General features: G+C 68.0%; 23 protein-coding genes, 1 tRNA gene and 1 pseudogene. 13 read left to right on the forward strand and 12 right to left on the reverse strand.

Going from position 1 to position 24,260, the window contains the following annotated elements:
• Positions 1-41 precede the first annotated feature (41 nt).
• The 4 genes from J0I99_RS14185 (at position 42) to J0I99_RS14200 (ending at position 3,462) form a co-directional block, all read left to right on the forward strand.
• The gene (locus tag J0I99_RS14185) at positions 42-1,226 is read left to right on the forward strand and encodes an amino acid aminotransferase (RefSeq protein WP_291398351.1); all 1,185 of its coding nucleotides are present in this window, start codon (positions 42-44) and stop codon (positions 1,224-1,226) included.
• 92 nt (positions 1,227-1,318) lie between these two features.
• Positions 1,319-1,972: a fructose-6-phosphate aldolase gene (gene fsa / locus J0I99_RS14190; protein ID WP_291398352.1), complete on the forward strand. Its 654-nt coding sequence runs from the start codon at positions 1,319-1,321 to the stop codon at positions 1,970-1,972.
• The gene (locus J0I99_RS14195) at positions 1,972-2,379 is read left to right on the forward strand and encodes a cupin domain-containing protein (RefSeq protein WP_291398353.1); all 408 of its coding nucleotides are present in this window, start codon (positions 1,972-1,974) and stop codon (positions 2,377-2,379) included. The genes fsa and J0I99_RS14195 overlap by 1 nt, the downstream gene beginning before the upstream one ends.
• Positions 2,380-2,382: 3 nt before the next feature.
• Positions 2,383-3,462: an Mrp/NBP35 family ATP-binding protein gene (locus tag J0I99_RS14200; RefSeq protein WP_291398354.1), complete on the forward strand. Its 1,080-nt coding sequence runs from the start codon at positions 2,383-2,385 to the stop codon at positions 3,460-3,462.
• 16 nt (positions 3,463-3,478) lie between these two features.
• On the opposite strand, the gene J0I99_RS14205 is transcribed toward J0I99_RS14200, so the two are convergent.
• The 4 genes from J0I99_RS14205 to hisS are packed head-to-tail and all read right to left on the reverse strand — an operon-like array spanning position 3,479 to position 7,534.
• The gene (locus tag J0I99_RS14205) at positions 3,479-4,231 is read right to left on the reverse strand and encodes a TSUP family transporter (protein ID WP_291398355.1); all 753 of its coding nucleotides are present in this window, start codon (positions 4,229-4,231) and stop codon (positions 3,479-3,481) included.
• On the reverse strand, positions 4,228-4,962 hold the full coding sequence (gene hisG, locus J0I99_RS14210) for an ATP phosphoribosyltransferase (RefSeq protein ID WP_291389518.1): 735 nt from the start codon (positions 4,960-4,962) through the stop codon (positions 4,228-4,230). Before hisG ends, J0I99_RS14205 begins: the two co-directional genes overlap by 4 nt.
• The gene (locus J0I99_RS14215; protein WP_291389519.1) at positions 4,959-6,044 is read right to left on the reverse strand and encodes an ATP phosphoribosyltransferase regulatory subunit; all 1,086 of its coding nucleotides are present in this window, start codon (positions 6,042-6,044) and stop codon (positions 4,959-4,961) included. The genes hisG and J0I99_RS14215 overlap by 4 nt, the downstream gene beginning before the upstream one ends.
• Entirely contained in the window at positions 6,041-7,534 is a 1,494-nt protein-coding gene (gene hisS / locus J0I99_RS14220) for a histidine--tRNA ligase (RefSeq protein WP_291398356.1), read from the reverse strand. The genes J0I99_RS14215 and hisS overlap by 4 nt, the downstream gene beginning before the upstream one ends.
• A 420-nt stretch (positions 7,535-7,954) precedes the next feature.
• Between hisS and J0I99_RS14225 the strand changes: the two genes are divergently transcribed.
• On the forward strand, positions 7,955-8,197 hold the full coding sequence (locus J0I99_RS14225) for a hypothetical protein (protein ID WP_291398357.1): 243 nt from the start codon (positions 7,955-7,957) through the stop codon (positions 8,195-8,197).
• 59 nt (positions 8,198-8,256) lie between these two features.
• The gene (locus tag J0I99_RS14230) at positions 8,257-8,472 is read left to right on the forward strand and encodes a hypothetical protein (RefSeq protein WP_291398358.1); all 216 of its coding nucleotides are present in this window, start codon (positions 8,257-8,259) and stop codon (positions 8,470-8,472) included.
• A gap of 508 nt (positions 8,473-8,980) precedes the next feature.
• On the opposite strand, the gene J0I99_RS14235 is transcribed toward J0I99_RS14230, so the two are convergent.
• Positions 8,981-9,577, reverse strand: a complete 597-nt coding sequence (locus tag J0I99_RS14235) for a DNA-3-methyladenine glycosylase I (RefSeq protein WP_291398359.1) — start codon at positions 9,575-9,577, stop codon at positions 8,981-8,983.
• Between the two features lie 57 nt (positions 9,578-9,634).
• Between J0I99_RS14235 and J0I99_RS14240 the strand changes: the two genes are divergently transcribed.
• The 3 genes from J0I99_RS14240 (at position 9,635) to J0I99_RS14250 (ending at position 13,072) form a co-directional block, all read left to right on the forward strand.
• On the forward strand, positions 9,635-10,069 hold the full coding sequence (locus J0I99_RS14240; protein ID WP_291394101.1) for a response regulator: 435 nt from the start codon (positions 9,635-9,637) through the stop codon (positions 10,067-10,069).
• Between the two features lie 383 nt (positions 10,070-10,452).
• Positions 10,453-11,073 (forward strand): L,D-transpeptidase, encoded by a 621-nt coding sequence (locus tag J0I99_RS14245; protein ID WP_291398360.1) that lies wholly within the window; start codon positions 10,453-10,455, stop codon positions 11,071-11,073.
• A 52-nt stretch (positions 11,074-11,125) separates the two neighbouring features.
• Positions 11,126-13,072, forward strand: coding sequence for a TadE/TadG family type IV pilus assembly protein (locus J0I99_RS14250; protein WP_291398361.1), 1,947 nt, complete (start codon positions 11,126-11,128; stop codon positions 13,070-13,072).
• Here the strand turns inward: J0I99_RS14250 and J0I99_RS14255 are convergent, their stop codons facing one another.
• The 3 genes from J0I99_RS14255 to J0I99_RS14265 form a co-directional block, all read right to left on the reverse strand.
• Positions 13,073-13,297: a hypothetical protein gene (locus J0I99_RS14255; protein WP_291398362.1), complete on the reverse strand. Its 225-nt coding sequence runs from the start codon at positions 13,295-13,297 to the stop codon at positions 13,073-13,075.
• A 77-nt stretch (positions 13,298-13,374) separates the two neighbouring features.
• Positions 13,375-13,764: a DUF2147 domain-containing protein gene (locus tag J0I99_RS14260; protein ID WP_291394097.1), complete on the reverse strand. Its 390-nt coding sequence runs from the start codon at positions 13,762-13,764 to the stop codon at positions 13,375-13,377.
• Positions 13,765-13,952: 188 nt separating this feature from the next.
• A tRNA-His gene (locus J0I99_RS14265) sits at positions 13,953-14,029 on the reverse strand.
• Positions 14,030-14,248: 219 nt separating this feature from the next.
• Here J0I99_RS14265 and J0I99_RS14270 point away from each other — a divergent pair.
• The 4 genes and pseudogenes from J0I99_RS14270 to J0I99_RS14285 form a co-directional block, all read left to right on the forward strand.
• Positions 14,249-16,978 (forward strand): PAS domain-containing sensor histidine kinase, encoded by a 2,730-nt coding sequence (locus J0I99_RS14270; RefSeq protein ID WP_291398363.1) that lies wholly within the window; start codon positions 14,249-14,251, stop codon positions 16,976-16,978.
• Positions 16,979-17,242: 264 nt separating this feature from the next.
• On the forward strand, positions 17,243-17,956 hold the full coding sequence (locus J0I99_RS14275; RefSeq protein ID WP_291398364.1) for an ABC transporter permease subunit: 714 nt from the start codon (positions 17,243-17,245) through the stop codon (positions 17,954-17,956).
• The gene (locus tag J0I99_RS14280; RefSeq protein ID WP_291398365.1) at positions 17,953-18,774 is read left to right on the forward strand and encodes an ABC transporter permease subunit; all 822 of its coding nucleotides are present in this window, start codon (positions 17,953-17,955) and stop codon (positions 18,772-18,774) included. The genes J0I99_RS14275 and J0I99_RS14280 overlap by 4 nt, the downstream gene beginning before the upstream one ends.
• A 424-nt stretch (positions 18,775-19,198) precedes the next feature.
• Positions 19,199-19,744: pseudogene (locus J0I99_RS14285) on the forward strand (ATP-binding cassette domain-containing protein); the annotation flags it as partial.
• A gap of 345 nt (positions 19,745-20,089) precedes the next feature.
• Here J0I99_RS14285 and J0I99_RS14290 read toward each other — a convergent pair.
• From J0I99_RS14290 to groL, 4 genes are all read right to left on the reverse strand, one after another.
• Entirely contained in the window at positions 20,090-21,748 is a 1,659-nt protein-coding gene (locus J0I99_RS14290) for an alpha-glucosidase family protein (RefSeq protein ID WP_291398405.1), read from the reverse strand.
• Between the two features lie 102 nt (positions 21,749-21,850).
• Complete coding sequence (locus tag J0I99_RS14295) at positions 21,851-22,252, reverse strand: type II toxin-antitoxin system HicB family antitoxin (protein ID WP_291392657.1); 402 nt, start codon at positions 22,250-22,252, stop codon at positions 21,851-21,853.
• Positions 22,253-22,259: 7 nt separating this feature from the next.
• Complete coding sequence (locus tag J0I99_RS14300; protein WP_291398366.1) at positions 22,260-22,451, reverse strand: type II toxin-antitoxin system HicA family toxin; 192 nt, start codon at positions 22,449-22,451, stop codon at positions 22,260-22,262.
• Positions 22,452-22,585: 134 nt separating this feature from the next.
• Complete coding sequence (groL, locus tag J0I99_RS14305; protein ID WP_291392661.1) at positions 22,586-24,226, reverse strand: chaperonin GroEL; 1,641 nt, start codon at positions 24,224-24,226, stop codon at positions 22,586-22,588.
• Positions 24,227-24,260: the final 34 nt, after the last annotated feature.

The raw sequence follows: 24,260 nt of genomic DNA on the forward strand, positions 1-24,260 counted from the left end.
CGCCTATAAACACCCCGCCTAATCTCCCCGGAACCCCGCGAATGTTTGAGACCCTCAAGAAGGCCACGCTCGACAAGATTTTCGTGCTCATGGCCGAGTACGCCGCCGATCCCCGCAACGGAAAGATCGACCTGGGCGTGGGCGTCTACAAAGACCCGGGCAACAATACCCCGATCATGTCGGCGGTCAGGAAGGCCGAGCAGCGCATCCTCGATTCCGCCAAGACCAAGACCTACAAGGGCGTGGTCGGCAACAAGGAGTTCTCCGCCGCCATCGTCGATCTGGCGCTCGATGGCGTCGTCGAAAAGTCGCGCATCCGCACCGTCAACGGCGCCGGCGGCACCGGTGCGCTGATGATCCTCATGCACGTGCTCGGCCGGGCGCGTCCGGGCGGGCGCATCTTCATTTCCGATCCGACCTGGCCCAACCACATCCCGCTCGCCGAGAATGCCGGGCTGGAAGTGCACTATTACCCGTACTTCGACACCACCACGCGCGGCGTCGATTTCGACGCCATGATGAAGGTGCTCGACGGCCTCGGCAGCAACGACATCGTCCTGCTCCACGGCTGCTGCCACAACCCGACCGGCGCCAACCTGACGCCGGTCCAGTGGGACAGGGTAGTCGAGAGCCTCAAGCGCACCGGTGCCTTCCCGCTGGTCGATCTCGCCTATCTGGGCTTCGGCGACGGGCTCGAGGCCGATGCCTATGGCGTGCGCAAGGTCGCCTCGAGCCTCCCCGAATGCATGGTCGCCTTCTCGGCAAGCAAGAACTTCGGCCTCTATCGCGAGCGCGCCGGCGTCGCCATCGCCATCGCCAGGGACAGCGAGACCGCCGATGTCGTCTCCTCGCAGATGCAGAACATCATCCGCGGCACCATCAGCCAGACCCCGGACCATGGCGCCGAAGTCGTCCGCGTCATCCTCGAGGACAAGGAGCTGCGCGCCGAGTGGGAAGCCGAGCTGACAGAGATGCGCGAGCGCATGAAGCGCCTGCGCGTCAAGCTCGCCGATGCCATCCGGCAGCGCTCGAATTCCAAGGATTTCGACTTCATCGCCCAGCACTCGGGCATGTTCTCGCTGCTCGGCCTGCCTGAGGACGTCGTCACGAAACTGAAGGTCGACGATGCGATCTATATGATCAACGATAGCCGCATCAACGTCGCCGGCATCCCCGAGGACCGGGTCGGCGAGCTGGCCGACAAACTGCTCGCTGCCGTGCGATAAGCCTATCAAGAACCCCGGCGCGGCCTTGCTCCGTGCCGATTTTCCACTACCTATTGAGTAGACAAACAGGACCTCTTGGAGGGGAACGAAAAATGAAGTTCTTCGTCGATACCGCCGAGATCAAGGATATCCGCGATCTCTACGAAACCGGCCTTCTGGACGGGGTGACGACGAACCCCTCGCTCGTCGCCAAGTCGGGCCGGAACTTCAAGGAAGTGATCAAGGAAATCTGCTCGATCGTGCCCGGCCCGGTCTCTGCCGAAGTGGCCGCGACCGACTACGAGGGCATGATCGCCGAAGGCCGGACGCTGGCCAAGATCGCCGACAATGTCGTGGTCAAGGTGCCGCTGACCATCGATGGCCTGCGGGCCACCAAGACCTTCAGCAAGGAAGGCATCAAGATCAACGTCACGCTGTGCTTCTCGCCCAACCAGGCGCTGCTCGCCGCCAAGGTCGGCGCGACCTACATCTCGCCCTTCATCGGCCGGCTCGACGACATCAACCTCGACGGCATGCAGCTCATCCGCGACATCCGCCAGATCTACGACAACTACGCCTTCACCACCGAGATCCTCGCGGCCTCGATCCGCTCGGCCAACCATGTGACCGAAGCCGCCCTCGCGGGCGCCGACGTCGCCACCATCCCGCCGGCGGTGATCTACAAGCTCGCCGACCACCCGCTGACCAAGTCCGGCCTCGAGCAGTTCGTGAAGGACTGGAAGGCCACGGGACAGTCGATCCTCTGATGCAATCACGCATCGGCCGCCTGGCGGATTTGCCCCTCACCTTCGGCGAGGGGCCTTTGTTCGGCGGTCGTGGCGAGAGACGCCTGGCAAAGGCGGCGGGGTTGACCCAGTTCGGTGTCAATCACGTAACGCTTGCACCGGGCGCGCGCACAGCATCCCGCCATTGGCATCAGGCGGAGGATGAGTTTGTCGTCGTCCTCGCTGGGGAGGCAACTCTGGTCGATGATAATGGCAGTCACCCGATGAAGGCTTGGGATTTCGTCGGCTTCGTTGCCGGCGAACCCAATGCCCACCATATCCTGAACATGTCGTCCGAGCCGGTGGAACTGCTCGTCATTGGGGCTCGTCGCCCCGGTGAGGAGACCATTCACTATCCTGACGACGACTTCGGCCCAATTCGCAAGTAGCCCATGGCCAATGAACTCATCGCCGCCGCCGTCCGCAACGCGCTGAGCGCCGTCGAGATCCCCGGCGGCGGCTCGCTCTCGGGCTATGGAGGGCTGAGCGAGATCATCGTCACCACCGGCGCCGTGGCCTTCGCCATTTCCGTCGCGCCCGGCATGGAGGCTGCGTTCGGGCCGGCCCGCGAAGCTGCGCAGGCCGCCGCGAGCAGGGTCGCCGAGGGCCGCAAGGTCATGGTCTCGCTCACCTCCGACCGCGCCCAGGCCGCGACCGGCCAGGCCAAGGCGCAAGGCCGCCCCGGCCCGCCACCGCGTGAAGCGGTTCCGGGTGTGCGCCACATCATCGCGGTCGGCTCGGGCAAGGGCGGCGTCGGCAAGTCGACGGTCGCGGTGAACCTCGCGCTCGGTTTTGCCGCGGAAGGGCTGCGCACCGGCATCCTCGATGCCGATCTCTACGGCCCCTCGATCCCCAAGCTCCTCGGCCTCGAGGGCAAGCCGGCCGTGCGCGACGACGGCATCTTTTCCCCGCACGAGGCCTATGGCCTCAAGGCCATGTCGATCGGCTCGATGCTGACCCCCAACCAGGCCGTGGTCTGGCGCGGTCCCATGGCCACGTCCGCGCTCCGCCAGCTCTTGCGCGAAAGCGACTGGGGCGGCCTCGACGTGCTCGTCGTCGACCTGCCGCCCGGCACCGGCGATATCCAGATCTCGCTGGTCCAGCAGGTGCCGCTGCTCGGCGCCGTCATCGTCTCGACTCCGCAGGACCTGGCACTGATCGACGCCAGGAAGGCAATGGACATGCTGCTGCGCACCGACGTGCCGATCCTCGGCCTCGTCGAGAACATGAGCTACTTCGTCGCCCCCGATACCGGCACGCGCTACGACATCTTCGGCCATGGCGGCGCCCGGGCCGCGGCGGAAACCTTCGACATCCCGTTCCTCGGCGAAATCCCGCTGGTCATGGCGATCCGCGAGACCTCCGACGCCGGCCGTCCGGTCGTCGCCACCGAGCCCGCCGGCCCCGAGGCGCAGGCCTTCCGCGCCATCGCCCGCAACATCCTCGCGACCCATCCGCAACTGCGGCCGTGATCGCTGCCGCCGCTCGCTACCTGAACACCAGCAAGCGCAGCGCCAGCAGGATCGACACCACCACCACCAGCGGGCGGATGAGCCTCGCCCCGAACCGGATGCCGGTCAGGGCCCCGAGATAGCCGCCGACCACCTGGCCGACGATCATCGCGACCGCCGCCGGCCACACCACGTCGCCCGAAGGGATGAACAGCGCCAGCGCCCCCAGGTTCGAGGTCATGTTCAGCACCTTGGTGTGTCCGGCGGCGCGCGTGACGCCCAGCCCGAACAGGGTGACGAAGCCCAGCGTCAGGAACGAGCCGGTGCCCGGACCGAAAATGCCGTCGTAGTAGCCGATGACGAACCCCATCACCGGCGCGAAGGTCGCGAAGGCGAGGCGCGCGTGGCTGTCCTCGTCCGTCAGCCTTGGCGCGAAGGCGAAATAGAGCGCGATGCCGATCAGCGCCACCGGGACGGCTAGCGACAGCAACGACGTATCCACGGCCTTGACCGACAGCGCCCCGAGGAAGGCGCCGATGAATGTGAGCGGGATGGCGAGGCTCAACGCCTCGAGCGAGACGAAGCCCTTGCGCCAGTACGTGGTCGCCGCGATGGCGGTGCCCACCACCGACTGCACCTTGTTGGTGCCGAATGCGGTGACGGGCGGAATGCCCGCCGCCAGCAGCGCCGGCAGGGCGATCAGCCCGCCACCGCCCGCAATGGCATCCACGAACCCCGCCAGCAACCCGACGAAGCCCAAGGCGACAAGCGTCAGCAGGTCGAGCGTCAAAGCAGGGTGGAAATCCCCGGCGGCACGCCGCCCATGATCGACAGCAGCGCCTCCAGCTGCGCCTTGCGCAACGGCGTCCAGTCGGCGGTGCGCGACACGATCAGGTTCGCTTCCGACTGCATGATCAGCCCGTCGTCGAGCACGCGCAGCTGGTTGGCCGCAAGCGTCGAGCCCGACGAGGTGATGTCGACGATCAGGTCCGCCGAACCGGCGGCCGGGGCGGCCTCGGTGGAACCGGCACTCTCGACGATCCGGTACTCGGCAATGCCGTACTTGGCGAAATGCCGGCGCGTCAGGTTCACGTACTTTGTCGCGACCCGCAGCCAGCGCCCGTGCCGGGCCCGGAAGTCCGAGGCCACGTCGGCGAGGTCGCTCATCTGCTGCACGTCGATCCAGCTGTCCGGCACCGCCACCACCACATTGGCCTCGCCGAACCCGAGCCCGCGCACGAACAGCACGTTCTCCTCGCCGTTCTCGGAGGCCTCGTGGATCAGGTCCGATCCCGTCACGCCGATGTCGACGCCGCCCAGGATCAGTTCGCGCGCGATCTCGGCCGCCGGATAGAAGCGCACCGTCACCTGCGGCTGGTTCTTGATCGAGCCGATATAGCTGCGCGCCCCGCCGGGCCGCGCAATGGTGAGCCGCGAGGTCGAGAACGCCTTGCGCGTCAGCTCCTCGAGGCGGCCCTTGGAGGGCACCGCGAGGGTCAGTCCGCCCGGAAGTCCGTTCATTGCGAGGCCTCCCGCTCCAGCCGATCCACCCAGAGCGCGCAGCCCGACGCCTTCACCGGCTCCGGCGCCCCCAGCCGCTCCAGCATGCGGTCGTATTCGCCGCCCGAAGCCAGCACTTCGCCATCCGTGCCGGTCATCTCGAACACGATGCCGGTATAGTAGTCGAGCCGCGGCGAGAAGCTCGCATCGAAGATCACGTCGGCGCCCGGCGACAGCGCCTGCAGCGCCGCCGCATGGTTGCGCACCTGGTACAGCGGTTCGTCGAAGTCGAACCCGGCCTCCTGGCACATGTCCGAGATGCGCTCGAACGCGCTCGCGGCGCTCTCGGCCACCGACAGGTAGTTCTGCAGCAGCGCCACCGTCTCGGGCGCGATGGGCGCGGCGTCGAGCGCCTGCTTTTCGAGATAGCGGTCGGCGATTTCTTCCGGCGTGCGGCTGCCGATCAGGCTGAGGCCGCCCGACAGCATGGCATCGGTGACGATCTCGATCACCGTGTCGCGGCTGTCCGGGGCAGGGCCCTCCACCTTCTCTTCCGGATTGGCGAGGCGCTCCATCAGGCGCTCCAGCGCCTCCGGATGCCCGAACCGGTGCCGGATGCGGCTGCGCCAGGCCAGCGGCACGTCCGCCGCTTCGAGGAAGGCCTCGAACAGCCCCACGCCCCCGAGCCGCACGTTCGGCGAGGTGATGTCGTAGATGGCGAGGGCCCAGCGCGCGAAGGTCAGCACCTGGTCGAGCGCATTGTCGGCGTCCGGCTGGCCGAGCAGTTCGAGCCCCGCCTGTTCGAACTCCACCGGCGTCGAGCGCTCCTGCCGGAAGATCGGGCCGAGATAGGTGAAGGCCGACGGCACCCCGATCATGCCGTCCTCGATGTACTGCTGCGCGATCGGCAGGGTGAAATCCGGCCTCAGGCAGTATTCCAGCCCGTTGCTCGTCGTGGTCAGCAGCAGGTTGCGCCCGAACTCCTCGCCCGCAAGGTCGAAATACGGGCCCGCCGGCAGCAGCAGCGGCACCGTCGCACGGGTCACCGTCCGCGACTCGACCAGCCGCACCAGCGCGGCATATCGCTCCGACGCTGTCTTCACTTATTCGCCCTGAGGTAAGCGGCCACCGCCGGCAGCGCCGAGATCTTCTCGACGATCTCGGCGTCGGTGCACTCGAACTGGCCGGGCCGCGCCGCCTTGTATTCGGCATTGTCGGCGATCGCCTTGGCCGCTTCCTTGCCCGCGATCAGGTCCTTGATCTGCACGATGCCCTGCTCGCGCTCCTGCGACCCTTCGATGATCACGGCGGGGGCGTTGCGCTTGTCGGCATAGGCCACCTGCTTGCCGAAATTCTTGGTGTTGCCCATGAACATCTCGGCCCGGATACCCGCCTTGCGAAGTCGCGAAGTGATCTCCTGGTAGCGCGGGACCTGTTCCTTATCCATCACGAGGACAACCACCGGTCCCACCGGCTCCGTCGCCCCCAGATTGCCCGTCAGCTTCAGCGCATTGGCAAGGCGGGAAACGCCGATCGAGAACCCCGTCGCCGGCACCGGCTCCGAACGGAACCGCGACACCAGCCCGTCGTAGCGGCCCCCGCCGCCGACCGAGCCGAACACCACATCCTGCCCCTTCTCGTTCTGGACGCTGAAGGTCAGTTCGATCTCGAACACCGGCCCGGTGTAGTACTCGAGGCCGCGCACGACCGAGGAATCAATGCGAATACGATCGGGTCCGTAGCCCGCGGCGATGAACAGCGCCTCCATCGCGCGCAGCTCCGCCACGCCCTCGGTGCCGCGCGCATTGCCCTCGATCAGTTCCGACAGGCGCGCGAACAGCGGGTCGCCGGCATCTTCGGCGCGCACGTAGCGCAGCACCTTGGCGATTTCCTCGGAGTTGAGGTGGGCGCCCTCGGTGAAGTCGCCACTGTCGTCCTTGCGCCCGGCGCCGAGCAGGGCGGCCACGCCCTCGGTGCCCAGCCGATCGAGCTTGTCGATGGCGCGCAGCACGACGAGGCTGCGGGCCGGGTCGGCCGCGCCGAGCCCGACGCTTTCCAGCACCCCGTCCAGCACCTTGCGGTTGTTCACCTTCACCACGTACTTCCCGGCGAGGCCGAGCGCGTCCATGGTGTCGGCCATCATCATGCACATCTCGGCATCGGCCTCGGGGCCGGCCGCGCCGACCGTGTCGGCGTCGAACTGCATGAACTGCCGGAAGCGCCCCGGCCCCGGCTTCTCGTTGCGGAAGACGTAGCCGGCGCGATAGCTGCGATAGGGCTTGGCGAGGTCGTTGAAGTTCTCGGCGAAGTGCCGGGCCAGCGGCGCGGTGAGATCGTAGCGCAGGCTCAGCCACTGCTCGTCGTCGTCCTGCAGGCTGAACACGCCCGCGTTCGGCCGATCGGTATCGGGCAGGAACTTGCCCAGCGTCTCGGTGTACTCGAACAGCGGCGTCTCGACCGGATCGAAGCCATAGCGCTCGTAGACCGCGCGGATCTTGCGCACCATCTCGTCGACGGCCGCGATCTCGGCGGGCAAACGGTCCTCGAAGCCGCGCGGCAGCCGCGGCGCGATGAGCTTCTTCTTGTCGGTCATGATCGGTATTTGGGTGAGCCCGGAATCTGAGGCTGGTTCCTAACGGAAACCCCCCTTTGACTCAAGGAAGGCAGGTGTGTCGATACGGCAACAGTGCCTTACAGCCTGCGTCAGCCTGTCGCAATAGGGGTTGGCGCCGAACGGAATCGGGCGTATCAGCCCACCCGTCCAACGCCAGCAACAGAGGAGGCGTGCATATGACCATGTTCATTCACGTCACCGGCCCTGGCCTTCGACCAGCTGGACTCCAGCGCGCCTAAGCGCGTGCGGCCCCACCCCGGGGCCCGTCTTCCAGCCTCAAACTAGCCAGCCTACCGCCTAGTAACCGGCTCGCGCAGGGCGTTTTCCGTCCCGCTCGCGTCGCCATCCAACCATCTCGTCACCAGAGGACCGGTCGCGCCCTGCGTCCGGGACAACGCCATGACTCTCGAAGTCCAGAACCGTGCTCCGGCACGCTCCACCCGCGCGTCTGCGCGCACCCATATCGGCATTGCCGGCGCCCTGGTTTCAGCTGTCGTCACGACACTGGCCAATGCCCAGCTGGCGCGCACCGCGCGACGCTTCAAGTCGCGCGGCTCGCCCCCCGTGCCATCCCACCTCCGGCGCGACCTCGGGCTGCTGCCCGAAGTGCTCGAGCCCAGGAGCCACTGGGACTATCGCTGAGGGCAGCGCCGCGGAGCATCGGGCTCCGCGGCCTGTCCCGACACATTCGCGAGGGACAGATGATCACCCTTCTGCGCGACCACCACGATGGTCGCATCGAGCCTGCGCTCGACACCGAGGACGAGCGAAGACTGGGGGCGCTCGACCGGCTCCGCCTGTTCGTCCTCAGACGGCAGGCCAACGCGATGCTGAAGCGCACGCTGAGGCCCGTACCGGTCGGCCGGGTGGCCGACCTGCCGGCCTGGCTGCGCCGGGATATCGGCCTGCCGGACTGACCCGCGCCCCGGCTCGTCTCTGGGGCGCCACCACCGATCAGATCAAGGAGCCGGCGCACAAAGCGTCCGGAAACGAACCATGTTGTCTTCACGCTTCCCCATCTTCCGCCGCCCGCGACGACCCGTCGAGCCGTCCCAACCGGCTGCACGGGGTCGTCTTCCCGGCGACAACCTGCCGCCGGTGGCCAGCCTCAGCGGCCTCGAGCTGATGGCGTTGTTCCTCAGCCGGTCGTGAGGCTTGCTGATCCTCCCCCGTGAAACGCGGGGCAATCGCATACGGCGAAGCAGGTTCCGGCCTTCCTTCTCCCCTTGCGGGAGAAGGTGGCGCGCAGCGCCGGATGAGGGGTTCGCAGACGCAGTCTGCGCGATCGGAGTGAAACGACGAGCGAGGGCGAGGGCTGAGACAGACCCCTCATCCGCCCTTCGGGCACCTTCTCCCGCAAGGGGAGAAGGCGACCTCGCAACCTCCGTACCCATATGCGATTGCCCTGCGGTTGCAGGGGAGGATCTACGGCCGCACCAGCCCGTCGCGCGCCGCCGCGCTCTCCGCCCGGCAGAAGCAGCCCTCGACATGGTCGTTCACCAGCCCCATGGCCTGCATGAACGCGTACACGGTCGTCGGCCCGACGAAGCTGAAGCCGCGCTTTCGCAGGTCCTTGCTCAGGGCCCTGGATGCCTCGGTCTGGGCCGGAATCTGCCCCAGCGTCACCGGCCCGGCCACCGGTTCCGGCTCGAAGCGCCAGATGTAGCGGGCGAGCGAGCCGAACTCGGCCCGGATCGCCTGCGCCCGCTTCGCATTGTTGATCGTCGAGGCGATCTTGCCGCGATGCCGGATGATGCCCGCATCGAGCACCAGCCGCTCGACATCGGCCTCGTCCATCGCCGCCACCCGGTCGATCTCGAAACCGAGGAAGGCCGCCCGGAAGTTCTCGCGCTTCCTCAGGATGGTGATCCACGCCAGCCCCGACTGGAACCCCTCCAGGCAGAGCTTTTCGAACAGCCGGTTGTCGTCGACCACCGGCCGGCCCCATTCGCGGTCGTGGTAGTCGATATAGAGGGCATCGCTGCCCGCCCAGCTGCAGCGAACGAGGGTCGGCGTTGACATGGCGGTCTCCGGGTCAATAGTGGCTTCGACGCGAATCGGCTGGGGGGCCGTGCGCCGGTGATCGTTCCGCAGGATTTGAAGGCATTGATCGTCGACGACAATGCCTATGCACGTTCGGCCATGGCCGCGACGCTGAAAAGGCTCGGCATCGTCGCCGTCGACGAGCAGTCCGGCGCCGCCGCGGCGGTCGGCGCCATCCTCGGCACGCCCTACGATATCGTGTTCATGGATTGGTACATGCCGGAAATGAACGGCGCGGCGCTGCTCGAGGTCGTGCGCCATCCGCGCTTTCCGCCCAACGGCCGCGTCCCCGTGGTCATGGTCACCGCCTACCCCAACCGGGAAACCTTCGCGCGGGCGCGGGAACTCGGCGTCTCGGAGATCCTGGTGAAGCCGTTCAGCGTCGCACAGGTCGCCGCCCTGCTCGGCCGGCTGCTGCCCGATGGCTGGGGCCTCGACGAAGCCGATGGGGACAAGCAGATCCTGCTGTAGGGCAAGGTCGGACGTGGGGGTATCCTCCCCCCGGAAACGCAGGGCCATCGCACGTGGCAGGCCGGCAGCTGTTGCAGCGCATGAAAAGGCCCCCTCACCCGCCGCTGCGCGGCGACCTCTCCCCCAAGGGAGAGGTGAAAGGGGGCACTGCCGGCGCCACAGCGGCACCTCTCCCTGGGGGGAGAGGTCGGCCGAAGGCCGGGTGAGGGGGCCTTTCTTGTTTGCGCGGACCACATGCTACGGCCCTGCCCGTAGACGGGGGAGGATAACGCCTCGCCCGATCCGCTCACCCTCCCTTAACCGTGCCGCTTCACTGCATCTTCGCCATTCTCGTCAAGACTCGCGGCCACCCGGCCTTTCGGCCTCAGTCTGATGAGTGTGCCATGCTGCGTAAATCCCGCGCGGTGCTCGCCGCGATCGCCATCGTCCTCGCCGCCACCGTCTTCACCGATGCCGCCCAGGCCGCCCAGCGCTTCTTCCTGTTCGAGCCGCCGTTCAGCTCGCTCAGCGACGGCAGGCCGCGCTTCGAGACGCGCGTCCGCAGCGGCAAGGTCAGGCTGGCGCCCGAGTTCCGCCGCCAGGTTGTCGCCTATGACGGCCACCAGCCGCCCGGCACCATCATCGTCAACACCGGCAGGAAGTTCCTCTATTTCGTGCTGCCCGGCGGCAAGGCCATCCGCTACGGCATCGGCACCGCCCGCGACGGCTTCGAGTGGAGCGGCACGCACAAAGTGACGCGCAAGGCCGAGTGGCCGGGCTGGACCCCGCCCGCCGAAATGAAGCGTCGCCAGCCGAACTTGCCCGACTACATGCCCGGCGGCATCAACAACCCGCTCGGCGCCCGCGCCATCTACATCGGCTCGACCCTCTATCGCATCCACGGCACCAACGAGCCCTGGACCATCGGCCAGAACGTCAGCTCGGGCTGCATCCGCATGGTCAACGCCGATGTCGAGGACTTGTACGAACGCGTAAAAATTGGCGCCCGGGTGATTGTTCTTTAGTTAGGATTTTCGGCGACACTCAGGCCCGGTTTTCTGGGGGTTTCGGGTCGTCATGCGCACCTTTGCCGATCTGCTGAAACGCTTTCACGCCGACGAGCGCGGTGTGTTCGCCGTGATCTTCGGGCTGCTCGCCATCGTCCTCGTCGCCTTTGCCGGCGCTGCGGTGGACTATTCTTCGGTCGAAACCGCGCGTACGCGCGCCCAGGTCGCGCTCGATTCGGCCGCGCTCGGCCTGCAGCCGACGATCTTCAGCACGCCCGCGCCCACCTCGGCATCGCTCAAGGCCAGTGCACTGGCGCTGCTCAACGAGCGGCTCAACGACTCCTCGGCCGTCACCGCGGTCGACGTCGCCACCTTCGATACCGGCAACGGCACGCTGCACCTCGAGGCGACGCTCACCGTCAACACCGCCTTCGTCCAGCTCGTCGGCATCCCGTCGCTGACCGCGCGCGTCGTCTCGGAAGCCACGCGCAAGCGCATCAACCTCGAAGTCGCCCTGGTGCTCGACAACTCCGGCTCGATGGCGCAGCTGAGCCGCATGACCAACCTCAAGAAGGCGGCCCTGTGCGCGATGAACGTGCTCTACAACGCCCTCGACGAGTGCACCGACGCCAAGGTCACCGCGACCAACGACGTGGCGCCGACCGAGCAGCGCATCTGGATGGGCATCGTGCCCTTCACCGGCTTCGTCAATGTTGGCACCGGCTACAAGAACGCCAGCTGGATGGATACAACCGGTCTGTCCAGCATCGCCAACGACAACTTCGACGACGACGACAACGACGCCACGCCCTACAACGGCGCGGTCAACCGCTTCTCGCTCTACACCAAGATCGGCGTCGCCTGGCGCGGCTGTGTCGAAGCGCGGCCCTATCCCTACGATACGGACGACACCCCGCCCTCGACCGCCAACCCGGACACGCTGTTCGTCCCCGAATTCGCGCCCGACACGCCGAGCGGCTACTCCAACAGCTATATCAACGACCGCCCCAGTGCCTGCACCAACAAGGACGGCGGCACGTGGACCAAGACGTCAAAGAAGACGGGCTGCGCCTCGACCTGGTCCGGCAATAACGAGACCAAGAAGGCGGCCGCGTACACCAACTGCACCAGCAGCGCCACCGACAGCTATGCTCAGGTCAAGTGGGATGGCTCGGCGGTGACCCCGGCGGCCACGACCCAGCCCGCCACGATGCAGGCCCAGAACGGCGCCCCCATCGCGGCGACCTGCTCGAACTCCTACACCAGCGTCACGGTCACCACCGGCTCCGGCAGGAATGCCGTCACCACCTACACCTTGTCTCTCGTCCGGACCTGCAGCTACCAGTTCTCGGACCGCGTCCTGCAGGAGCGCCTGTGCAAGTATGCCAGCGGCAACGCCGTCAGTGGCGGCTCGCCCAACGATGACTGCCCGACCAACCCGATGACGCCGCTGACCGCGACCAAGGCCGACATCAAGACCGCCATCAACGCCATGGCGTCGCAGGGCTACACCAACATCCACCAGGGTGCGATCTGGGGCTTCCACATGCTCTCGCCCACCGAGCCGCTGACCCAGGGCGCCGACTATGGCGGGGCGACCTCCAAGGTCATGATCATCATGACCGACGGCGAGAACACGGTGAACAGCTACGGCGGGAACGCCCTGAACATGGCCAACACCTTCCAGGCCTACGGCTGGCCGGGCGTCCGCTCGCAGACCGGCGGCGTCTCCTACAACGGGCGAATCTACAGCACCGACCATCCCTATCCGGCCAGCGACGCCGACGTCACTGCCGCCATGGACACCCGCACCGAGGAAACCTGCACCAACGCCAAGGCCGAGGGCATCGCGATCTACACGATCGGCCTCAACCCGCCGAACCAGAAGACCATCGACCTGCTGACCAATTGCGCGACCACGGCCTCGATGGCCTATTTCCCGACCGACTCGAGCCAACTGGTGACGGTGTTCAAGAAGATCGCCGACGAACTCGCCAACCTGCGCCTGTCGCAGTAGTCAGTTCGCCAGCACGAATCGCCGGCCGCCGGGGAAGGCGGCCAGCGCCGCCTCCTGCTCGCGTTCGGTCAGGCCCTCGAAGCTGATCGTCATGATCGTCTCTGGCTCGTCGATGCGCGCCACATGCAGGCTGGAACGCACGGCAGAAGCGGGAGCGGCGGCGTGCGCCGGCCGCCCGCGGCCGCCGGCAGGGGTCGATGTAAGGTGCACGACACGAAGCTCCATGCTGTGGGTCCTCTTGCTGGACCAACCAACAACGCGATGAATGCGGCGCAAGTTGCCCCAATTGTGCACCCGGCCGATCATATCCGCGTCAACTCGAACTTCTGGCACAGGGCGCCCTTGCACCCGTTGATGGTGATGGTGTCGCCGTCGACCAGCGTCAGCGTGCCCTTCACCGTCTCGCCCATGTATTCGGCGCTGCCGCGCCACTTGTTGTCGAGCGCGCGCTTGGCCCCCATCAGCACGTAGCTGTTGAGATAGGGCAGGTTCTCCGGCGTCCGCGCATCGGCGCGCAGCCAGACGAGCTTGGCGCACACTTCGGTGCCATCGCCGCACAGCGTGACCTCGAACCGAGACTCCCCCGAAACGGTCTGCCACGTGCCGGCCGGCGACTGCGCGGCGAAAGCGGGCGTGAGCGTCAGTGCGGCGGAGACGAAGGCGGTAGCGGCAAACAGCGAGCGGATCGACATGGGGGGCCCCGGCAAGTGGTGAAGGAAGCGTTGACGGGACTTCTCGTCGACCCGCCTTGAACCCGCGGCCAACGCACCGTTCAGTTTCGGTTCAGGCAGGACTGGGCATCCGGGGCCGGACGCACTGAGCATTCTGCTGGAGGATGGCTTGCCGTAAGCCGGTGGGGTCTGTCGCCTGACCCCGAAAATGGTACCGCCTCCCCGGATCGAACGGGGGACCTCTAGATCCACAATCTAGCGCTCTAACCAACTGAGCTAAGGCGGCCCGGCAAGCGCGGCGGACCATAGTTTCAGTTCCCCGCGCTGGCAAGCATCGATTTTGCCCCATCCACGCCCGCCGAAATGCGCTTAACCATCGGCGCCGAATGACGCCGCCGGCGCCCGCGCGCATATGGACCGGGCAGGGGGTGCACGGTATTTAGAGAAGATTAAGTTCCGAGTTCGCTTTGTGTCAAATTGGCACAAGGCTGGAAAAGAGTACGGCGTGGACGCTGAGTGGATCAAATCGCCGACGGCACGCCTGGTGCTGGTGCACTGGGCCGATGCGCGTCCCGCATGGCTCTGGTCCCATGACGGCGAAACACTGCTGTGGCGCAACGATGCGGCCCGCTTCTTCCACGGCCGGATCAAGAAGCACGGCGTCAGGCTTGCGCCCGAGGCGGTTCCCATCAAGGGCCAGATCGCGCGCCTCATCCGGCTCGGTTCGATGGGCCGTCCAAGCCTCAGCCGCATCCAGTTGCTCGCCGGCGAGCGTCCGATCTCGACCACCTGCACCTGCACCCCGCTGCGCCTTGCCGACGGCAGCACCGGCCTGTTGATCGTCGGCGTCGACCCGATCGAGCCCGAACTGCTCGGCGCGGCGGATTCGCAGCAGCCGGACGAGGCGGCGACCGGCATCCTGCCGCCGCACGCCGATTTCCTGCTGGTCAACGAGGACGGCCAGATCGCCGGCGGCAGCCGGCATGCGCTCGAGCGCTTCGCCCCCGTCATCGAGAGCGAGGGCCTGTCCGGCATCGGCGATGGCCAGGCGATCGCGCTCGCCGGGCAAAGCGTCACCGTCACGCGCTTCACCGCCAGCCCGCACGACGCGCTGCTGCTGCTGTTTGAAGGGCCGCGGGCCGCCGAATCCGCGCCCCGGCCCGACATCGCTCGAATTCGGGCCGAAGAAGGCGAGTTCGCCAGCGACGAGGCGCCCTCGGCAGTCGAAGCGGCGCCGGCCGAGCCGCTGCTGCCGCTCGGCCTGCCGCCGGCCGAGCGTGCCGACGACGAGCCGGTGCTGGCCGAGGAAGACAACTGGGTCGAACCGATCCCGGCAGCCATCGAGACGCCCGGAACGCTGTCCTCCCTGTTCGACCGGCTGGCCGACGATACCGACCTCTACACCCCGCTGACGGTGCGCGACGAGCAGTTCGCCGGCCCGCCACCCGAGCCCGTCGCCGAGCCGCTCCTCGCGGGCGAGGCGGAGCAGGCCCCCGTGCCCGTCGAGGCGGCTTCGCCCGAGCCGACCGACATCATCGCCGCCCTCATCGAGAGTGCCGACGCGGAACCGGCTCCGACGCCGACGACCTGGCGCGTGATCGGCCGCGGTTTCACCGCCGCCGCCGCGGCATCCCCGGCCGAGCCGCCCTCGCTCGTCGATCGGCCCGCCCGGCCGCCTGAGACGACGCTCCCGCCCGACGCAGAGGCCGTCGAGCGCGTCTCGCGCTACAATTTCGACGAGCTGAGCCGCATCCTTACCGACCGCGTCAACGGCCAGCACAACGCGGCCCTGAGGCCCGAGGAACCGGTGCAGGCGCAGCCCGCCCACGAAGGCGCGCTGATCAACCTGACCGGCGAAACCTTCATCCTCAACCGGCTGCCGCTCGGCATCCTGGTGTTCCGCGACCAGCAGGTGCTGTTCGCCAACCGCGCGCTCACCGACCTTGCCGGCTACGAGAGCATCGAGAGCCTGCGCGCCGCCGGCCTCACCGCCATCTTCCCCGCGGAGGATACCGACGCCTCCGGCCCCGTCACGCGGCTCGTGCGCCGCGACGGCTCGCTCGCCCCGGTCAATGCGCGCCTCCAGTCGATCACCTGGCATGGCCGGCCCGCCCTGATGCTGTCGGCCAGCGCCAGCGAGACCCGCCTCGGCCACGAGGCCGCCGTCCATGCCTTCGCCGAGCTTGCGGCCGAGACCGCCGACGACGGTTTCCTCGCCACCGACCGCGCCGGCATCGTCACTGCGGTCTCGCTGCACGGCCGCATCGTCCTCGGCCTCACCGAGGAGGAGATCGTCGGCCGGCCGCTCGCCGCCTTCATCGATCCGGGCCAGTTGGCCGAACTCAAGACCTTCCTTGAGCGTCCCGCCCGCTTCGCCGAAACGGCGCGTCCGGCGATCCTGTTCAGCGGCGCCAATCCGGGCGTGCGTGTCTCGGTCTTCGCCGAGGGCCAGGCCGGCATCGTCTCGGGGTATTTCGCCTTCCTGCGCAAGCTGTCGTCGCCGTCCGCGGCTGCCGTGGCGCCGCGCCGCGCCCCGGCCGACGAGGTCGAGCCGTCGATGCTCACCCGCATCAGCCGCAGCGTCCGCCGGCCGCTCAACGCCGTCATCGGGTTTGCCGAGCTCATCCAGGCCTCGGCCGGCGATCCGCAGCGCCAGTCCGAATACGCCCAGGACATCAAGACTGCCGGCACCGAGATCGCCAACCTCGTCGACGAGCTCGACGACTATGCCCGCCTCAAGGGCGGGCGCTATCCCACCGAGCCCGGCGACATCGACCTTGCCGCGCTGCTCGAGAGCTGCCTCGCCCGCGTCCGCAGGCAGGCCGGCGAGGCGCGCGTCCTCGTCCGCAGCGCCGTCTCCGAGCGCCTGCCGCGCATCACCGCCGACCGGGCCTCGCTGACCCAGGGCATCCTGAACCTGCTCGCCAGCGCCATCGACCAGACCCCGGCGGGCGGCTCGGTGATCCTGTCGGCCCAGCGCGAGGACGACGGCGCGGTGATCGTCAATGTCCGCGACGGCGGCGAGACCCGCCGCGACCTCGGCGAGCGCTTCGTCGTCTTCCGCGACGGCACCGGCAAGGACGGCCAGTTGCTCCAGCCCGTCCGCTCCAGTGTCGGCCTGGCGCTCACCCGCTCGCTGCTCGCCGTCAATGCCCTGCAGCTGTCGGTCGATCCCGTGGTCGGCGTCGGCAACATGTTCTCGCTGCTGATCCCGGCCGACCTGGTACGCGACTGATCGTCCCCTGCGAAGGGGGAGTGCTCACCGAGCATTGTTGCAGTGCGGTCCCGGGTCATCCCCGCGAAAGCGGGGATCTGCGTTCGGCGCGCGCCGGAAACAGAGGTTCCCGCTGCCGCGGCAATGACCCAATGCACACGCGCCTGCCACGCGGGGGAGGACTACCCCAGCAACGTGCGCTAACCGCTTCCGTCTGAATGTGAACCGCTCTAGGCTTACCCCATCGGACTATTCCCATGGATGGTCGGCGGGGGGCGCCGAAACATGAGAGATTTCGTCCTCGCGCGCGTTGCGGCTTTCATCGGGGCAGTGCTGGGCAGTGCCCTGGTCCTGTTCATCGTGCTCGACCTGCTGCCGGGCGCCTCGGCGCCCGATGCCGGCATCGACGTACGTCTGCTCTCCCTGCTCGGAACCGCCGATGAGTGGCAGCGGCTGTCCGTCACCCTTCCGCTCGTCTTCCTCGCCCTCGCCATCGCCATGCTCGGCGGCCTCGGCCTGTCCCGGCTGCGGCATTGGCCCACCCTGCGGCGCGGCCTCGCGGCGCTCCTCGGCATGTTGCCGCCGTTCTGGCTGGGCCTGCTCCTGTCGCTGTTTGTTGCCGGCCTGTGGCGGCTGCTGCCGGCCGGCGGCTTCGTGCCGTGGTCAAATCCGCCCGCCGCGCTGGCCTCGCTCGTCCTGCCGGCGCTGGCCCTCGGGCTGCCTTATGCCGGCCGTGTCGCGCTGCAGCTGCGGGATGGGCCACCCGCCGCGCTGCTGCCGAGTCTGGGGCGCAGCTTCGCCGCCCTGCTGGTCGCTGCCACCCTGGTCGAGACCGTGTTCTACCTGCCCGGCCTCGGGCGGCTGGTGCTCGGCGCGGCCCAGCAGCACGATCTCCCGACGCTCCGCGCCGGCCTGTTCGTCCTCATCCTCGTCGCCTCCGCCGGCCTCCTCGCCGCCACCCTGTCGCGCCGCGCGTTCGAACCGGAGCCACGCCGGTGACCGCCGACCTCGTCCTCGCTCCGCCGCGGCGTTCCCCGCTCAACTGGCCGCTCGCGCTCGGCCTCATCCTCGTCGCCGCCTTCGTCCTGCCGGCCATCGCCGCCCTGGTCTGGACGCCCTTCGGCACCACCGCCGGCACGCCCCTCGCCGGGCCCGACGCCACGCGCTGGCTCGGCACCGACCCGCTCGGCCGCGAGCTCGTCTCGCTGCTGATGTCGTCCGCCCTGTCGAGCCTGCTGCTGGCCTGGTTCGCGGCTCTCGTCACCCTGCTGCTCGCCGTTCCCGCCGGCATCCTGCTTGCGGTACGGCTCGGGAGGGAGGGCCCCGACCTGTCGCTGCTCGCCCTGCCGGCTCCCGCCCTCGCCATCGGCCTCGTCGTCTCCGGCCTGGGTGCGCCGGGCAACCTCACCGTCATCCTCGGCGTCGTCCTGCCCGGCTGCGTCGCCGTGGCCTCCGCCGTCGCCCGCGCCTTCCGACCGTTGTGGCAGAGGGACTACGTGACCTCCGCCCGCCTCGCCGGGCTCAGTCCCGTCTCCGCCGCGCAGCGCCACGTGCTGCCGCGTTTCCTGCCGGTCCTGCTCGCCATCGGCCTCGACCTGCTCGCCGCCGCGCTGCTTGTCGAGGTGACGCTGAGCTTCGCTGGCCTCGGCACCTTGCCGCCCGGAGCCAGCCTCGGCCTCGTGCTGCGCGACGGCCAGCAGTTCCTCGCCCTGCGTCCGCTGCTGGTCATCGCCCCGGGCCTCGTCGCGATCGGCACCGCCATCGCCTTCATGCTCGTCGCCAGCGGGCTGCGCGGAGGTCGCGATGCCGCGCATTGAGCTGGCCGGCCTGATCGTCGAGCCGGGGACGCTGCTCGCCATCGTCGGCCGGCCCGGCAGCGGCAAGTCCGGGCTGGCGCGCGTCCTGGCCGGGCAGGGCGGCAGGATCGTCGGCCCGCATGCCGATGCCTCCCAGCTCGACCCCGGCGCCGACCTGATCGTCGGCGACGACCCGGGCAGCGCCCGCGACCCGGCGACCCAGCGCGAGCTGCTGGGCGCCATGCAGCGGGCACACCGCGACCGCGGCGTCACCGTAGTCATCCTCACCGCCGATTTCCGCCTTCCCCTCGCCATGGCGCTCGAGACCGCGATCCTCGCCGACGGTCACGTGGTCGAGCGCGGCCCAGCCGATGTCCTGCTGTCCCTGCCCAGGCACGAGGCCACCCTCCAGCTGGTCGCCGCCAGCCGGCCGCGGACCCGCACCATGGCGCGCCCGCCGGTCGGCGATACCCTGCTCGAGCTGCAGGGTATCACCACGCGCGTCAGGCAACCCGCCGGCTGGCCGTTCCGGCGCGCGCCGGCCGCAGCCGAACTCTTCGACGTCGACTTCGCCGTCCGGCGTGGCCAGGCCGTCGGCCTGCTGGGTCCTGCCGGCGCCGGCAAGTCGCGGCTGTTGCGGCTGGCCGCCGGCCTGGGGCAGGCGAGCGCCGGCAGCTTCGCCTTCGCCGGCCAGCGCTATCGCGGTGGCGACATCCCGCGCGAGGTGCGGGCCCGCATCGCCATGCTGTTTCCCGATCCGCACGCCGCCTTCAATCCCGACCTGCCCGTCGGGCTGACCCTGACCGAGCCGCTTCGCGTCGAGGAACAGCTGCTGATCGACGAGCAGGCCGAAGGGCTGGTTGAAGCCGTCCGCGTCGTCGGGCTGTCGCCGGAGGTGCTCGACCGGCTGCCCGCCGCCTTCACGCCGCTCGACCTGCAGCGGCTGGCCCTCGCGCGCGCCCTGGCCGGGCGCCCGGCGCTCGTCATGCTCGATGAGCCGACCCTGCGGCTCGATCCGGTCGCGGCGGCCCAGTTCATCGTGCTGCTCAATCGCGTGCGGTCCGACTACGGGCTCACCCTGCTCTGGGCCAGCCGGGACTTCGAGGTCCTGCGCCAGTTCTGCGATCGCATCGTCGTCCTGGAGCAGGGCCGCGTCGTCGAAGCCGGCAAGCCCGCCGACCTGTTCGAGAGCGGCGCGCATCCGACCACGCGCACGCTGGTCACGCCGCGCTACCCCGAGGCGCCGCCGCCGATGCCGCCGTCGCCCGGACCGGCACCCGCCGAAGCCCCGCCGGTGGCGGAGCCGTCGCCCGAGCCCCCTGCCGCCCCGGCCGGTTCAGCCGACGACCGCCCCGATGAACCCGCCAAAGGCGGGCAGGTCGAGCCGGTCGCCGACGGGAGCGGGAACCGAGCCGGGCGCGTCGATCGCGCGGACGACGACACCGTCGGGGAGGGGGACGATGACCGGGCTCTCCGTCATGTTGAAGGCGCATAGGATCGCCTCGCCCCCCGCCTCGCGGACGAACATCAGCACGCCCGCCGGGGCATCCAGCGTCCTGATCGTGCCCTTGATCAGCGCCTTGTGATCCTTGCGGAACTTCAGCGTCGCCCGGTAGTGGTGCAGCAGCGAGTCGTTCCGCTTTTCCTGGAGGTCCGGCGCCTTGAGCAGGTGGTCGCCCGGCACCGGCAGCCAGGCGCGCGGCGCCGTCGAGAAGCCGCCCAGATGCGCCGAACTCTGCCACACCATCGGCGTGCGGCATCCGTCGCGGCCCTTGAACTGGGGCCAGAACTCGATGCCGTAGGGATCGACGAGGTCCTCGAACGACAACTCGGCTTCGGTCAGGCCGAGTTCCTCTCCCTGGTACAGGCAGACCGAGCCGCGCATCGTCAGCAGCATCGAGGCGGTCAGCTTGCCGAACGCCTCGCGGTCGCCGTGGCTGAGCCAGCGGCTGACATGCCGGACCACGTCATGGTTGGAGAAGGCGAGGCAGATCCAGCCGTCCGGCGCATCCTTTTCGGTGAGGTCGATCGCCTTCCGGAAATGCCCCGCATCGAACGAGCCGCCCAGGTAGTCGAACGTGTAGGCCATGTGCAGCTTGTCGTTGCCCGAGGTGTACTGCGCCATGACCTCGAGCTGGTGCTGGCTGTCGCCGATCTCGCCCACCGTCGTGCGGCCCGGATACTCGTCCACCAGCGCCCGCAGGCGCTTCAGGAACGTCAGGTTCTCCGGACGGCTCTTGTCGTAGATGTGTTCCTGGAAATTGTACGGGTTCACCGCCGGCGCCGTCGAGGCGTTGAAGTCCTCCGGCTTCACCACCGGGTTGGATTCGAGCCCCAGCGAGCAGAAGTAGAAGTTCACCGTATCGAGCCGGAAGCCGTCGACGCCACGCTCGAGCCAGAAGCGCATGTCGGCGAGCACCGCGTCCTGGACGTCGGGATTGTGGAAGTTGAGGTCGGGCTGCGAGGTGAGGAAGTTGTGCAGGTAGTACTGCATGCGCCGGCTGTCCCAGTTCCACGCCGAGCCGCCGAAGATCGACAGCCAGTTGTTGGGCGGGGTGCCGTCGGGCCTGGGGTCGGCCCACACATACCAGTCATGCCGCGGATTGCTGCGGTTCTGCCGGCTTTCGGCGAACCAGGGGTGCTTGTCGGACGTATGCGAGATGACCTGGTCGATGATCACCTTGAGCCCGCGCGAATGCGCCTTCTCGATCAGCCGGTCGAAGTCCCCGAGCGTGCCGAAGATCGGGTCGACGTCGCGGTAGTTGGAGACGTCGTAGCCGAAATCCTTCATCGGCGAGGTGAAGAACGGGCTGAGCCAGATCGCATCCACACCGAGGTCGGCGACATAGTCGAGCCGCTCGGTGATGCCGACGAGGTCGCCCACCCCGTCGCCGTTGTGGTCCTGGAACGAGCGCGGATAGATCTGGTAGATCACCGCCCCGCGCCACCAGTCCCGGTCCAGCGGCTGGTCTGGACTGGACTTCTGCTCCGTCATCGGCGGAACGGCCATCATCGGCGGCACGACGCTCATCTGGGGGACTCCTTGGGCTGCCTGCTCGAGCATTCGCGCGAGGGCAGGGGCGGAGTCAATCCACGCCTACGCGGCCAGTTCCTTGCGCACAGCCGAGGCGATGAAGGCAGAGCGGGTCTGCTTGCGGTGCTTCGCTTCGGAGTCGATGGCCTGCAGCAGGCCAAGATCGAGCGACACGTTGATGCGGGTGGTCGAGCCCAGGTCGCGAACGAGAGGGACGGAAGCGAGCACAGCGCCCTTGAGGTCCTCGACCAGGGCTGGGTCGGCCATGATCTCGTCAGGCGGGCGTGGCGCCGGGACAGCATCGCCATCCTGCTCCATCCCGTCGACGTGGAAAGCAAGAGCCTCGGCCGCGCTGTCGAGGGCTTTTTCCAGCGTCTCGCCAACCGCGATGCAACCGGGGAGGTCCGGGAAGCTCACCCCGAAGTCAGTGTCCGGATCCTTATGGATCAGTGCTGTGTAGCGCATGTCGTTCCTACTTCAGCCAGCCGGCTTGTCGATAGATAGAACGCAAGGTGCCGGCGACAATGTCCTTGTTCGGATGGGGAACAGTGACACGTCCCTTTCTGGTCGGATGACGGTACTGGTGATGGTCGCCACGTACCGCCACGAGATACCAGCCATCTGCCTCGAGCAGCTTGATCAGCTTTCGGCTGTTCCGTTCCATCGCGCCCTCGCCGTGTAAGATAATACACACGCCTGCGCGCTTCAACACCCCAATACGAAAGGGCGGCCCGTGTGGACCGCCCTCCCGTTCGTGACCTTCGTGAGAAGATCGGATGTCTTGGCTGTTGCCTGGACCTAGAAGTCCATGCCGCCCATGCCGCCCATGCCGCCGCCGCCCGGCATCGCCGGAGCAGCGTCCTTCGGCACCTCGGCGATCATCGCCTCGGTGGTGATGAGCAGCGAGGCAACGGACGCCGCGTCCTGCAGGGCGGTACGAACCACCTTCACCGGATCGACCACGCCCATGGTGATCAGGTCACCATATTCGCCGGTCTGCGCGTTGTAGCCGAAGTTCGCGTTGGAGTTCTCGAGGATCTTCCCGACAACCACCGAGCCTTCGTCGCCCGCATTGTTGACGATCTGGCGGATCGGCTCCTGCAGGGCGCGCTTGACCAGGTTGATACCGGCCTGCTGGTCGGCATTCACACCCTTGGCGGTCAGGGCGCTCGAGGCGCGCAGCAGCGCGACGCCGCCGCCCGGCACGATGCCTTCTTCAACCGCGGCGCGGGTGGCGTTCAGCGCGTCGTCGACGCGGTCCTTGCGCTCCTTCACCTCGACTTCGGTCGAGCCGCCGACCTTGATCACCGCAACACCGCCGGCGAGCTTGGCCAGGCGTTCCTGCAGCTTTTCCTTGTCGTAGTCCGAGGAGGTTTCCTCGATCTGCGCCTTGATCTGCGCGACGCGGCCCTGGATGTCTTCCTTGGAGCCGGCGCCGTCGACGATCGTGGTGTTCTCCTTGGAGATTTCCACGCGCTTGGCGGTGCCGAGCATGTCGAGGGTGACGTTCTCGAGCTTGATGCCGAGGTCTTCCGAGATCACCTGGCCGCCGGTGAGGATCGCGATGTCCTCGAGCATGGCCTTGCGGCGATCACCGAAGCCCGGAGCCTTGACGGCAGCGACCTTGAGGCCGCCACGCAGGCGGTTGACGACGAGCGTGGCCAGCGCCTCGCCCTCGATGTCCTCGGCCACGATCAGCAGCGGACGCTGCGACTGCACGACGGCTTCGAGGATCGGCAGCATCGACTGCAGGTTCGAGAGCTTCTTCTCGTGCAGCAGGATCACCGGGTCCTCGAGGACGGCGGTCATCTTCTCGGCATTGGTGACGAAGTACGGCGACAGGTAGCCGCGGTCGAACTGCATGCCTTCGACGACGTCGAGTTCGGTCTCGGCGGTCTTGGCTTCCTCGACGGTGATCACACCCTCGTTGCCGACCTTCTGCATCGCATTGGCGATCATGTCACCGATGGCGCTCTCGCCGTTGGCCGAAATGGTGCCGACCTGGGCGACTTCGGCGTTCGACGAGATGGTCTTCTTGGCCTTGCCGAGGTTCTCGACGACTTCGGCGACGGCGAGGTCGATGCCGCGCTTCAGATCCATCGGGTTCATGCCGGCGGCAACGAGCTTGATGCCTTCGTTGACGATGGCCTGGCCGAGCACGGTCGCGGTGGTGGTGCCGTCACCGGCGATGTCGTTGGTCTTGGAGGCCACGGCGCGCAGCATCTGGGCGCCCATGTTCTCGAACTTGTCTTCGAGTTCGATCTCCTTGGCAACCGTCACGCCGTCCTTGGTGATGCGCGGGGCACCGAACGACTTGTCGATCACAACGTTGCGGCCCTTGGGGCCGAGGGTCACCTTCACCGCATTGGCGAGGATGTTGACGCCACGGACCATCTTGTCGCGGGCATCGGTGGAGAACTTCACGTCTTTAGCGGCCATTGCAGGCGCTCCTTACGTTCGAGTGGGAAAGAAC

The sequence above is a fragment of the Devosia sp. genome, from assembly GCF_017307495.1.
Lineage (GTDB): Bacteria > Pseudomonadota > Alphaproteobacteria > Rhizobiales > Devosiaceae > Devosia_A.

Bases quoted from the DNA above. Each gene is read 5' to 3' on its own strand.
- J0I99_RS14185 (WP_291398351.1), top strand. From the start codon at position 42: ATGTTTGAGACCCTCAAGAAGGCCACGCTCGACAAGATTTTCGTGCTC.
- fsa (WP_291398352.1), top strand. From the start codon at position 1,319: ATGAAGTTCTTCGTCGATACCGCCGAGATCAAGGATATCCGCGATCTC.
- J0I99_RS14195 (WP_291398353.1), top strand. From the start codon at position 1,972: ATGCAATCACGCATCGGCCGCCTGGCGGATTTGCCCCTCACCTTCGGC.
- J0I99_RS14200 (WP_291398354.1), top strand. From the start codon at position 2,383: ATGGCCAATGAACTCATCGCCGCCGCCGTCCGCAACGCGCTGAGCGCC.
- hisG (WP_291389518.1), bottom strand. From the start codon at position 4,962: ATGAACGGACTTCCGGGCGGACTGACCCTCGCGGTGCCCTCCAAGGGC.
- hisS (WP_291398356.1), bottom strand. From the start codon at position 7,534: ATGACCGACAAGAAGAAGCTCATCGCGCCGCGGCTGCCGCGCGGCTTC.
- J0I99_RS14225 (WP_291398357.1), top strand. From the start codon at position 7,955: ATGACTCTCGAAGTCCAGAACCGTGCTCCGGCACGCTCCACCCGCGCG.
- J0I99_RS14230 (WP_291398358.1), top strand. From the start codon at position 8,257: ATGATCACCCTTCTGCGCGACCACCACGATGGTCGCATCGAGCCTGCG.
- J0I99_RS14235 (WP_291398359.1), bottom strand. From the start codon at position 9,577: ATGTCAACGCCGACCCTCGTTCGCTGCAGCTGGGCGGGCAGCGATGCC.
- J0I99_RS14245 (WP_291398360.1), top strand. From the start codon at position 10,453: ATGCTGCGTAAATCCCGCGCGGTGCTCGCCGCGATCGCCATCGTCCTC.
- J0I99_RS14250 (WP_291398361.1), top strand. From the start codon at position 11,126: ATGCGCACCTTTGCCGATCTGCTGAAACGCTTTCACGCCGACGAGCGC.
- J0I99_RS14255 (WP_291398362.1), bottom strand. From the start codon at position 13,297: ATGGAGCTTCGTGTCGTGCACCTTACATCGACCCCTGCCGGCGGCCGC.
- J0I99_RS14260 (WP_291394097.1), bottom strand. From the start codon at position 13,764: ATGTCGATCCGCTCGCTGTTTGCCGCTACCGCCTTCGTCTCCGCCGCA.
- J0I99_RS14275 (WP_291398364.1), top strand. From the start codon at position 17,243: ATGAGAGATTTCGTCCTCGCGCGCGTTGCGGCTTTCATCGGGGCAGTG.
- J0I99_RS14290 (WP_291398405.1), bottom strand. From the start codon at position 21,748: ATGACGGAGCAGAAGTCCAGTCCAGACCAGCCGCTGGACCGGGACTGG.
- J0I99_RS14295 (WP_291392657.1), bottom strand. From the start codon at position 22,252: ATGCGCTACACAGCACTGATCCATAAGGATCCGGACACTGACTTCGGG.
- J0I99_RS14300 (WP_291398366.1), bottom strand. From the start codon at position 22,451: ATGGAACGGAACAGCCGAAAGCTGATCAAGCTGCTCGAGGCAGATGGC.
- groL (WP_291392661.1), bottom strand. From the start codon at position 24,226: ATGGCCGCTAAAGACGTGAAGTTCTCCACCGATGCCCGCGACAAGATG.